The 11,328-nt window shown below is 64.7% G+C and carries 10 protein-coding genes and 1 pseudogene; 6 read left to right on the plus strand and 5 right to left on the minus strand.

The annotated features are described in order from the left end of the window. The 5 genes and pseudogenes from LB553_RS30850 to LB553_RS25360 all read right to left on the minus strand — a co-directional run. Window positions 1-96 (minus strand): annotated as a pseudogene (locus LB553_RS30850) (triose-phosphate isomerase); the annotation flags it as partial. An 8-nt stretch (window positions 97-104) separates the two neighbouring features. Then, complete coding sequence (locus tag LB553_RS25345; RefSeq protein WP_224517383.1) at window positions 105-1,046, minus strand: sugar-binding transcriptional regulator; 942 nt, start codon at window positions 1,044-1,046, stop codon at window positions 105-107. A gap of 64 nt (window positions 1,047-1,110) precedes the next feature. Further along, the gene (locus tag LB553_RS25350) at window positions 1,111-2,043 is read right to left on the minus strand and encodes a sugar phosphate isomerase/epimerase family protein (RefSeq protein WP_224517385.1); all 933 of its coding nucleotides are present in this window, start codon (window positions 2,041-2,043) and stop codon (window positions 1,111-1,113) included. A gap of 47 nt (window positions 2,044-2,090) precedes the next feature. Continuing rightward, window positions 2,091-3,608: a glycerol-3-phosphate dehydrogenase gene (locus tag LB553_RS25355; protein ID WP_224517237.1), complete on the minus strand. Its 1,518-nt coding sequence runs from the start codon at window positions 3,606-3,608 to the stop codon at window positions 2,091-2,093. A gap of 1 nt (window position 3,609) precedes the next feature. Continuing rightward, window positions 3,610-5,196: an FGGY-family carbohydrate kinase gene (locus LB553_RS25360; RefSeq protein WP_224517239.1), complete on the minus strand. Its 1,587-nt coding sequence runs from the start codon at window positions 5,194-5,196 to the stop codon at window positions 3,610-3,612. 182 nt (window positions 5,197-5,378) lie between these two features. On the opposite strand from LB553_RS25360, the gene LB553_RS25365 reads away from it, so the two are divergent. From LB553_RS25365 to LB553_RS25390, 6 genes are all read left to right on the plus strand, one after another. Then, the gene (locus LB553_RS25365; protein ID WP_224517241.1) at window positions 5,379-5,651 is read left to right on the plus strand and encodes a hypothetical protein; all 273 of its coding nucleotides are present in this window, start codon (window positions 5,379-5,381) and stop codon (window positions 5,649-5,651) included. Window positions 5,652-5,975: 324 nt separating this feature from the next. Further along, window positions 5,976-6,626 carry a DUF2291 family protein gene (locus LB553_RS25370; RefSeq protein WP_412033379.1) on the plus strand — a complete coding sequence of 217 codons (651 nt, stop codon included), beginning with the start codon at window positions 5,976-5,978 and terminating at the stop codon, window positions 6,624-6,626. Beyond that, the gene (locus tag LB553_RS25375) at window positions 6,623-8,161 is read left to right on the plus strand and encodes a sugar ABC transporter ATP-binding protein (protein WP_224517245.1); all 1,539 of its coding nucleotides are present in this window, start codon (window positions 6,623-6,625) and stop codon (window positions 8,159-8,161) included. The genes LB553_RS25370 and LB553_RS25375 overlap by 4 nt, the downstream gene beginning before the upstream one ends. A gap of 20 nt (window positions 8,162-8,181) precedes the next feature. After that, complete coding sequence (locus tag LB553_RS25380) at window positions 8,182-9,237, plus strand: ABC transporter permease (RefSeq protein WP_224517247.1); 1,056 nt, start codon at window positions 8,182-8,184, stop codon at window positions 9,235-9,237. A gap of 116 nt (window positions 9,238-9,353) precedes the next feature. Beyond that, window positions 9,354-10,301, plus strand: a complete 948-nt coding sequence (locus tag LB553_RS25385; protein ID WP_224517250.1) for a D-ribose ABC transporter substrate-binding protein — start codon at window positions 9,354-9,356, stop codon at window positions 10,299-10,301. 143 nt (window positions 10,302-10,444) lie between these two features. Then, entirely contained in the window at window positions 10,445-11,311 is an 867-nt protein-coding gene (locus tag LB553_RS25390; RefSeq protein WP_224517252.1) for a DeoR/GlpR family DNA-binding transcription regulator, read from the plus strand. The last annotated feature ends 17 nt before the right edge of the window (window positions 11,312-11,328 follow it).

Genomic DNA, 11,328 nt, shown 5'->3' on the forward strand with positions numbered 1-11,328 from the left:
ATCGGCAAGCAGCCCGCCGGCGAAGGCGCGCGCCTCCGCCAGCGTCTTGTTCATTTTCCAGCTGGTCCCGATCCAGACTTGCTTCGGCTGCGGCATGCGATGGTTCACTCCGTTGCGCCGACCAGGGCCCGGGCCGTCGGCTCGTCGGTGATAAGGCCCTTCAACCGCGCGCTCTTCAGCACCGCACGTACTGCCTCGATCTTCGTGGGGCCGCCGGCGATGGCGATGATGCGGCTTTCCGCCGGCCCGTCCAGATCGACGGCGAGCGTGCGGGCGGTCAAGGTTGTCTCCAGCACCCGGCCGCGCGTGTCGAAAAAATGGCCGAGCATTTCGCCGACGCCACCGACGGCAGTGATCTCGGAGATTTCACGCGGCTCGATCATGCCGGTCGCCACAAGCTGGGCGCCGGCATCCGCCGTGCCGATGCCGACGAATTTCAGTCCCGCCCGGTTCGACATCTCGAATATCTCCCGCACGCCGCGCTGCGCCAGGAGTACTTCGCGGTCGTCTGCGGAATTGGCAAAAAAGGGGACCGGCATGACGTAGGCCTGTGCGCCGGTCTTTTCGGCGAGTCGGTGCATGACGTCGTGCGGATTGGCGGCATAGTTGCGGGTCAGGCCGCCGAGCAGCGAGACGAAGCGGACGCCGGCTGCCTCGAAGCGCGGCAACTGATGCACCGCGGCGGCGAGCGTGCGACCATGCCCGATACCGATGACCCTGTCTTCGCCGCGCTCCATCTCGCGACGCAGGAAACTGGCGCCCGCCAGCCCCAGCGCCCGCAGCGGCAAGCCTTCCTCGCCCAGATCCGGCGCAACCTCGCAGAAATCCAGTCCGAACCGATCGCAGAGCTGGTTCTCCAGCAGGACGCATTCGACGATAGCGCCGTCGATCGAGACTTTCACCGCGCCGTCGGCCACCGCCCGGGCGATCAGACGATGCGCCTTCACCGAAGGCAACCCGAGCCGCTTGGCCACCTCGGCCTGAGTGAGACCGCCTGCATAGTGCAGCCAGGCGGCGCGGATCGCGAGCGACCCTTCCGCGTCCAGTTTACCCGGTCGTTTCAAAACATGCAGTCCTTTATCGCGCGTTTGGGCGTCATCGGCAGCCGGCTCAGATATTCAGGCTTTGCACGCCGGTGTCGATATGCGGCGCCCAGAAAGCTATGCTCTCGGCGATCTGAGCGATGACCTGCCGATCCTCCGGCTCACGCTCCTTGAAACTCAGCTCCAGGCAGATCTCGTTCTCGACGGCGCCGCCTTCGGCCAAGGCCTGTAGCAGCGGCTTGGGTTGGATGCGGCCCCTGCTGTTGAACGCGGCGGTGAAGGGGCGGTGTCCACCCTTGTCCATAAGGCTTTGTTTGATATGGATGATCGGCGACACTTTGGGCACCGCGCGCGCCCAGGCATAGGGATCGTAATCATCCGGATCGGCACTGGTCACGTCGCCGTGGTCGATGTCCGCCATCATCCACATCGGCACCGCCATTTCGGCTTTGGTCAGCCTGTCCTGCAGCTTCAGGCATTCGGCGATCGTCTGGCCGAACTCGCGCCCGATGCTCATCGGTTCCCAGAAGACGTATCGCAGCCCGGCACCTTTGGCATGCTCCGCCACCTCTGCCCAGCAGTCGATGGCGATCCCGATCAGCTCCTCGCGCCGGGCCGGATCGTCATAATCCTTGAAGGTGAAGATGGCGAACTGGGTGCCGATGCAAACGCCGCCGAGGTCGGCGGCAATGTCGGCGAAAGTTTTGAACCAGTCGACATAGTATCGGCGAACATCGCGGTCGGGATGGCCGAAATGGTTGAGCCGGCCGTACGGACCGGTCATGCCGCTGGTGACGCGGACGCCGGTGCGCCGCAGGGCCGCCGTCATCTGCCGGGTCAGCCGCCGGATCAGGGGCGCTGGCCAGCTCGGATTGATGAACTCGTGCGTCAGCTGCAGGTCGCGCAGCCTGAGGTCGCGGGCGACCGTCTCGATCAGGTCGTCCGGCTCGGCAAAGCGGTTGACCAACGGGTTGGTGTTCAGCGAAAGTGTCAGCGCCATGGCGCGTGGGTCCGGAACGTGGTTGCGGGTCGAGGTCGCATCAGATTTCACGCGGCCTCGGCCAGGCGCTCGGCGTCAAACCACATGGCGAAGGCGCCCCGTTCGGCCTCGGTGAGATGCAGGTGGTGCTTGGTGCGCCGCAGCAGGATGTCGTCGGGCGCGCGCGCCCACTCCTTGGCGACGAGATAGCGCACCTCCGCCTCGTAGAGCAGGCCGCCGTGATGACGTCCAAGGCCATCGAGCCCGGCCGCGTCTTTGACGAGGTCCCTGGTGCGCGCACCGTAGAGCCGCCCATAGTGATGGACGAGATTGCGCGGCATCCACGGATAGGTCTCGCGCAGACCGTTGGCGAAGGTCTCGTAGTCGGCGTTGGGGATTTCGCCGCCGGGCAGCGGCGCGGTCTCGGTCCAGTCCCCGCCCATCTTCGGGAAAATATGCTTCAGCCGGTGCATACCGCGCTCGGCCAATTCGCGGAAAGTGGTGATCTTGCCGCCGAAGACGTTGAGCAGCGGCGCGCCGCCGCTCTCGTCGAGGTCGAAGACATAGTCGCGCGTCACGGCGGAGGGATTGCCCTTGCCGTCATCGAACAGCGGCCGCACGCCGGAGAAGGAGTAGAGCACGTCCTGGCGCCGCAGCTTCTCCTTGAAATAGCGGTTCACCGCCGCCAGCAAATAGTCGATCTCGGCCTCGTCGGCCCTGACGTCCTCGGCGCGGCCGTCATAGGCGATGTCGGTGGTTCCGATCAGCGCCATGTTCCCCTCATAGGGATTGATGAAGATGACGCGTTTGTCATGGTTCTGCACCAGATAGGCATTGGCGCCCTGCCAGAACTTAGGCACGATGATGTGGCTGCCTTTGACCAGGCGCACATTGCGCGACGAGTTCGATCCCGCGACACGGCCGATGACGTCCGAAACCCACGGACCGGCGGCATTGACGAGACAGCGGGCGCGAAAGACGCGCGTTTCCCCCGTCATCGCGTTTCTCGTCGTCACCATCCAGGCGCCATTCTCACAGCGGGCTGAGACGGCAGGCGAGCGGGTGAGCACCTCGGCCCCGCGTTCGGCGGCGCCGACAGCGTTGAGCACCACCAGCCGCGAATCGTCCACCCAGCAGTCGGAATATTCGAAGCCGCGCGTATATTGGTCGAGCAACGGCGTTCCTTCCGGATCGCGCTCGAGGTCGAGCGTGCGCGTGCCGGGCAGCCGCTTTCGGCCGCCCAGATGGTCGTAAAGGAACAGGCCGAGCCGCACGAGCCAGGCCGGCCGATCCTGCGGGCTGTGCGGCAGCACGAAGCGCATCGGCCAGATGATATGGGGCGCGGCCTTGAGTAGAACCTCGCGCTCGATCAGCGCCTCGCGCACCAGCCGGAACTCGTAATATTCGAGATAGCGCAGACCGCCATGCACGAGCTTGCCGGAGCGCGAGGACGTGCCCTCGGCAAGGTCGTCCTTTTCGCATAGCACGACCGACAGGCCGCGGCCTGCTGCGTCCCGCGCGATGCCGGCGCCGTTGATGCCGCCGCCGATGACGAAGAGGTCGACCATTTTCGGCTCAGGCCCCATCCTATGCTCCTTGCGGCGTTTCGGCGGCAGCCGTGTTGCGGCGCTGGGCGGCGAGCATGTCCCAGGCTGGCCCCAGGGCATGGCGTGCCGCGCCGAATGCGGGAAACAGCCCGTCATAGGCGCTCATCAGCGCCGGATCGGGCGCCTCGGCGGGCCCGAGCAGCGGCGTGACCCAATCGGCGATGCAGGCGCCCATGTCGGGGTAGGCGCCGATGGCGACCGCCGCCATCATCGCGCAGCCGGCGGCACCCGCCTCCTCGCGCGATGAGACGCGCACCGGCGCGTGAACCGCCGCCGACAGGATGCCGCGCAATCTTTGCGAGCGGGCCGCGCCGCCCGACAGCCGCAGCTCCGACGGCAGGTCGCCCATGGCAGCGTAGCAGTCGCGCATGGCAAGCCCCAGTCCCTCGATGACGGCACGCACCAAGCTCGAATAGCGATGGTTGACAGACAGGCCGACGAAGCCGGCGCGGGCGTTGGCGTTGACGAACGGCCCGCGCTCGCCCGCCTCCGAAATATAGGGGTGATAGACGATCTGGCCGGGCTGGCTGTCGCCGAGCCAGTGATCGATGCGGGCGACCAGATCGCGATGACCGGCCTCCTGTCCGAATTCCTTCAGCACGTCCGCGGCAAGACCGAGAACCCAGTCGATGTTGAGCGTGGTCGCCATGTTGGTCTGGACCTGCGTCACCAAATCCGGAACCGGGAGTGTGATGACGTAACCGGAGCCCTCCTTGTTGAGGTGCACGGCGCCCGTCGGCACGGCGCGCATGTGGACGCCGGTCGAGCCCACGATCGAGCAGGCGACATCCCCCTCGCCGCCGCAGACCCCGGCGCCGAGCGCGGTCATGACCATGTCGACATAACCGAGGCTGACGGGAGTGCCGGCTTTCAGTCCGGTCTCGGCCGCTGCGGCTGCCGTCAGCGGATGGGTCACCATGGTGCCGTCGATGATCTCGGGCAACAGCTTGCGCCGGCCGGAAAGGCCTAGCGCCTCGATGACGGCGTCGTCGTAGCGGCGGGTACGAAAATTGCCGAAGGTGAAACTTGATTCCGAAGGATCGGTGGCGCGCACGCCGGTCAGGTTCAGATAGAGCCAGTCCTTGCAGTGCAGCGCCACTTCGGCACGGTCGAGAAGCTCGGGCGCGTGGCGGTCCATATGGGCCATCTGACTGCCTTGCTGGCAGGTGTTGAGCCCGGTTCCCGTCGCCTCGAAACGGGCACGGCTAAGCGGGCCGGCAGCCAAGCGCTCGACGGTGGGCGCAGCGCGGGCATCGAGCCACAGCCATGCGTCGGCGACCGGCGTGTCTTGCCGACCGACGAGCCAGGTGCCGTCGCCCTGCGCGGTCACCGCGAGCGCCGCGGTGCGCGCCACAAGGTTTTCAACCTTGTCGCCGAGCCCTCGAAGCGCAGCGGTGCAGTCGCGCCAAGTCTGGGAGAGCGACTGCGTCGCCGAACCGTCGGCGCCGGACGCGTACCGGTTCGGAACCGAAGCGGACGCGATCTGGCGGCCGTTCAGCTCGAAGGCGACCGCCTTGATCACCGACGTGCCGGAATCGATACCTATGATGACGTCAGCGCCGGCCACGGATCTCTCCGCTTCCGATGCGACCATGCCTGGATCGGCAACAGGGCAATGTCCGTCTCCTCCTGATTTTCCCGCCCGAAGCCACCGGCGAACGGGTGGCGGCGAAAGATACGCCGTTGCGCACTCCTCCGTAACGGCGCCTACGCAGTCCACTCTAAGTTATCACGGAAATAACACAATGCATGATTTTTTTTGCAGACAACGAAAATTTTTTCAGCTACGCTGATATCAGTCAGGAGGAACTCGACGATCCGCCTTCCATCGTCTCCGGCAGGCGGACAGGAAAGCGGACAAACGGGCGGCCGGATGCTTCAGGCTTGTTTTCAACTTGCGCTGCAGCACAGTACGGCGTGTGTAATAACGATATAAATCAATTGTTTATCTCTGATAAATTGGCCATCGCAGCATGTTTCTGCCGTGCCTGCGAGATAGATCATCTCAATGATCGGCCATAGGATCAATCGAATGCGCGAGGCTGTTCCGAGAGATGCCGGTTTGAAAATCGTATGGCTAAAAGCCCCTTTCGACGGGTCACTATCGGGACCGAAGCGGAATTCCGATCTATCATACTTGACGCAAAAGATAACACGAATATAACATAGCGGTCGTAGAATGGACGTCGATGCAGCGGAAGGAAGACGCCGCATCGCCGGTCAAGGGTGGAGGAAATCGATGCAAGCAAGCGACCCGACCATGCGGCAGGCCTGCGTCGTGCATCCGCGACCATCGTTGCATCGGCCCCTGCCCGCCTCGTTTCATCGTCGGCAGGGCTCTGAATGATGAATGCCATGTCGGCCCCGAAGGCCCCGGCCGCGCCACGCCGCAGTCTCACGATCGCGATCGGTCTCGGCGTCGTGGTCTTTGCCGCGATCGCGCTCGACACGAAGGTGGTCCGGATCGGATCGTCTGCCGACGTTGGCCAGGAGGCGTTTTCGCCCGACCGGTTCGGCGAAAAGGAGTTCCCGCGCATCCAGGCCTTCGTCGTCGAGCACGCCGTCAACGCCGCCACCTTCGGACCGGCGGTGATGGCCGACAAGAACGCGGCCGCCAAGCAATACGGAACCGCCTCGTCGACCGGCGCGATCATCCCGATCAGGCTGACGGCGGTGGCGGGCGAAGCGAAATCCGGCGTCTACGAGCTCAAGGCCGACGGCGTACCGGCCGACATCCATATTCGGGTGCAGGCCGGCCCGGCCATCAACGGCACCGATCTGCGCGATGCGACGGGTGACATCGTCTTCGGCAAGTTCAAGAACCAGATCGAATACCAGGACGCCGGCTCGGGCATCAACCGCGCCATGAAGAAGGCGACCCTCGACGCTATCGACACCGCCGGCCTCTCCGGCAAGACGCTGGAGATCTTCGGCGTCTTCCGCCTCATCAACCCTAAGAACTGGCTGATCACGCCGGTGAAGGTCACCGTCAAATGAGCGACGCTGCGACCTCCCGGCCGGCCGGCGAAGTGGTTCTGGCGGCGCGCAACATCGCCAAGTCCTACAACGGCGTGAGGGCGCTGAAGGGCGTCAATTTCGACATCCACCGCGGTCAGGTGACGACGCTGTTCGGCGAGAACGGCGCCGGCAAGTCGACGCTGATGAAGATCCTCTCCGGCGTGGTGCAGCCGACCTCCGGCGAGATCGTTCTCGACGGCCAGCCCATCGTGTTTTCCTCCTCCACCGACGCGCGGAACCACGGCATCTCGATCATTCATCAGGAGCTTAGCCTCGCGCCCAATCTGTCGGTTCGCGACAACATCTTCATGGGGCGCGAGATCACCGGCCCGACCGGCGTCAACTACGCCGAGGAGGAACGCCAGGTCCGCAGGCTGCTGGCGGAACTCGAGGAGGACATCGATCCACTCACCCCTGTCGAGGAACTACGCCTCGGACAGCAGCAGATCGTCGAGATCGCCCGCGCGCTTTCGGTCGACAGCCGTATCCTCATCATGGACGAACCGACATCGGCGCTTTCCGCCACCGAGGTCGAGGTGCTCTTCAGCGTGATCCGCGACCTGACCGCCAAGGGTGTGTCGATCGTCTACATCTCGCATCATCTGGAGGAGGCGCTGCAGATCACCGATCATGCCGTGGTGCTGCGGGACGGCAACATGACCGCCTACGCGCCGCGCGCCGATATCGATCTCGAATGGATCGTGCGCAACATGGTCGGCGAGAACTATGATCTGGGCAGTCCGCCGACCGGCCATGATTTCGGTCCGGTCATGCTCTCGATCCGCGAACTGACCGTGCCGGATCCGGCCGGCGGCGGCTACAACGTCGTCGATCGCATGTCGCTCGACGTCAGGGCCGGCGAGATCGTCTGCATCTATGGCCTGATGGGGGCCGGCAGGACGGAACTGCTCGAGACCGTCGCCGGCAAGCTGAGTGCGACGTCCGGCGAGATCGTGCTCGAGGGCAAAGAGATTTCCCACCTCCCCATCGGCGAGCGCATCTCCCGCGGCCTTGCGCTCGTGCCCGAGGATCGCCAGCGCTACGGTCTCGTCCAGACGATGTCGGTCGGGCAGAATCTTTCGCTCGCCTCGATCATGGAATTCACGCGCGGGATATTCACCTCAGTCAAGCTCGAGCGGGCGCTGGTCCAGAAATCGATCCGGGACGTGACGGTCAAGACCGATGGACCGGACGTGCCGATCGGGTCGCTGTCCGGCGGCAACCAGCAGAAGGTGGTAATCGGCAAGATGCTCGCCACCGATCCTAAGGTCATCCTGCTGGATGAACCCAGCCGCGGCATCGACATCGGCGCCAAGGCCGAGGTGTTCCGGATTCTGGCTCACCACGCGGCGGCCGGGCAGGCCGTCGTGTTCACGACATCGGAAGTCAACGAATGCCTGTCGATCGCCCACCGCATCATCATCATGCGGCGCGGGCGGATCTCGGCCGAGTTCACTTCGGACATCACCAAGGAAAAGATCATGGCCGCCTCGGGCGAGGCCGTGGCGGCCTGAGCGGAGCACGGGAAAGAACAATGACGCAACCGAGCGCCGATGGCATCTCTTCCCCGGCCGCGGCCGTGAGGGGGACGACAATCAGCCCTATCAAGCTCTTGCTGAAGGGCCGCGCCTTCTTCGCGTTGATCGCCATCATCATCGTCTTCTCGTTTCTGTCGCCGAACTACCTCACCGTCTCAAACCTGCTGATCATGTCTTCGCATGTCGCCATCTACGGCATCCTGGCGATCGGCATGCTGGTGGTGATCCTGAGTGGCGGCATCGACCTGTCGGTGGGCTCGATCCTGGCGCTGTGCGGCGTGGTTGCCGGCGCGCTGATGCAGGGTGTCGAACTGACGCCGCTCGGTGTCATCCTGTTTCCACCTGTATGGGCGGTGGTCGTGCTGACCTGCGCGCTCGGCGCCTTGCTCGGCGCGCTCAACGGCATCCTCATCGCCTGGTTCAGGGTGCCCGCCTTCGTCACCACGCTGGGCGTCATGTACATGGCGCGCGGCATCGCGCTGCTGCAGACCAACGGCCTCACTTACAACAACCTCGCCGGCCGGCCGGAGCTCGGCAACACCGGTTTCGACTGGCTGGGCTTCAACCGGCTATTCGGGGTGCCGATCAGTGTGCTGGTCCTGGCCGCCCTCGCCGTGCTGACCGGGCTGATGCTCAGCCGCTCCTCCTTCGGCCGCTGGCTCTATGCCGCGGGCGGCAACGAGAACGCAGCCGATCTGTCGGGCGTGCCTGTCAAGCGGGTCAAGATCACGGTTTACACACTCTCCGGGATCCTGTCGGCCATCGCCGGCCTGGTGCTCTCTTCGCAGTTGACGTCGGCCGGGCCGACCGCCGGCACCACCTACGAGCTGACCGCGATCGCGGCGGTCGTCATCGGCGGCGCCGCGCTGACCGGCGGCCGCGGCACGGTGCGCGGCACCATGCTGGGTGCCTTCGTCATCGGCTTTCTTTCGGACGGCCTCGTGATCATCGGCGTGTCTTCCTACTGGCAGACCGTCTTCACCGGCGCCGTCATCGTGCTCGCAGTGCTCATGAACACCATCCAATACGGGGCCCGCGGCATCCGACAGTGACGCCGCGCCCCGCCAAAGAGCTTCTCCGGGACCGCAAGGAGACTGTGCCGGAAAGAAGGCCGAGACAAATCGGCAACCGCAATCCGAAACCGCAATATGTAGAGGGAGTGAGAGAAATGATCGATAAGACCAGAAGGATCCTGTTGGTCGCCGCCGCGGCGCTGCCGTTGATGGCAAGCCAATCCTGGGCGGCCGGCTTGATCAGCATCATCGTGACCGATCCGGCCAATCCCTATTGGCTCACCGAAGGCCAGGTCGCCAAGGCCACGGCCGAGAGCCTCGGCTACACCGCCAATGTCAGCGCCCACAAGGGCGACACCAACACCGAAAGCACGATGATCGACACCGCCATCACCAACAAGTCGGTGGCGATCATCCTCGACCCGGCCAATGCCGACGGTTCGATCGGCGCGGTCAAGAAGGCAATCGCCGCCAACATCCCGGTCTTCCTGGTCAACGCCGAGATCAACCAGGACGGTCTCGCCAAGGCGCAGCTCGTCTCCAACAACGCCCAGGGCGCCGCGATCGGCGCGCAGCAGTGGGTCGAGGCGATCGGTGACAAGGGCAACTATGTCGAGCTGTTCGGCAACCCGGCCGACAACAACGCGGCGACGCGCTCGAACGGCTACGAAACCGTGCTCACCCAGTATCCGGATCTCAAGAAGGTCGGCAAGGAAGTGGCCAACTGGGACCGCACCCAGGGCTACCAGAAAATGCAGTCGCTGCTGCAGGCCCATCCCGACATCGTCGGCGTCATTTCCGGCAATGACGAGATGGCCCTCGGCGCCATAGCGGCGCTGAAAGAAGCCGGCAAGCTCTCCCAGGTGAAGGTCGGCGGCTTCGACGGCTCGCCGGACGCGGTCGCCGCCGTCAAGGCGGGCGAGATGCAGTACACGGTGCTGCAGCCGGTGGCGGTCTTCTCGGCCGAAGCCGTGAAGCAGGCCGACAAGTTCATCAAGACCGGCTCCACAGGTGCTGCCTCCGAGAAGCAGCTTTTCGACTGCGCCCTGATCACCAAGGACAATGTCGACAAGTACACCGGGCCGTTCACGCTCTCCCAATGAACCTCCGGACTGGGGCGCGCGGCGTTGCGCGCCCTTTTTCCTGCCGCGCAAAGGCATTCGATGCGCAAAACCCTGCCCGCCCCCGAGGTGCCCGCTTGCCATCGGCGCCAGATATGCGAATGGCATCGGCAGGAGAGGCTTGGATGACAGATCGCGAGATTCGGCCCGAGCAGGCCTTGAAGACCCTTGCCGGGGATCAGGTGCCCGCCGACAGCCGCCACGCGCGCCAGCTGGCGCGCCGCCGGATGATTGCCGAGGCCGTCATGGTCGAGGGCACGATGCGCATCGAGGATCTCACCGAGCGCTTCGGCATCAGCCTGATGACCGCGCATCGCGACTTGGACGAACTGGTCGAGAAGGGATTGCTGCGCAAGACGCGCGGCATCGTCTCAGCCGCCCCGACCAGCCTCATCGAATCGAGCGATGCCTACCGCTCGTCGCGCCAGGCGGCGGAGAAGCGCGCGATCGCGCAGGCAGCCGCGGCCTTCCTGGAACCTGGCCAGGCAGTCTTTTTCGACGATTCCACCACCGTCCTGCAGCTCGTTCCGCACCTTGCCGCGCGCGTGCCGCTGACGGCGATCACCAATTCCATCACCCTGATGAACGCGCTCAAGGACACGCGCGACATGACGCTGCTCGGGCTCGGCGGCCAGTTCTACAACTGGTGCAATGCCTTCATGGGGCCGGTGACGGTCACGGAGATCCGGCGGCTGCGGGCCGATCGCGTCTTCATGTCAATGTCGGCCATCACCGACGGCATGGTGTTCCACCAGTCGCCGGAAATGGTCGAGACAAAGCGCGCGATGTTCGACAGCGCCGCCATGCGCATCCTGCTGGCCGATCACACCAAATTCGAGCGCCGGGCGCTGCATGCCATGTGCGCGCTGAACGAGTTCGACGTCATCATCGTCGACGACGGAACTCCACCGCGGCAGGTCGAGGAGATGAAGGCTGGCGGCATGACGGTCGTCGTCGCCGCCGCGCGACCAGAAGATGTTACAGTCGCCTGATTGTAACATCCGTTGAT

The sequence above is a fragment of the Mesorhizobium sp. CA8 genome, from assembly GCF_020164955.1.
In the GTDB taxonomy this organism is placed as follows: domain Bacteria; phylum Pseudomonadota; class Alphaproteobacteria; order Rhizobiales; family Rhizobiaceae; genus Mesorhizobium.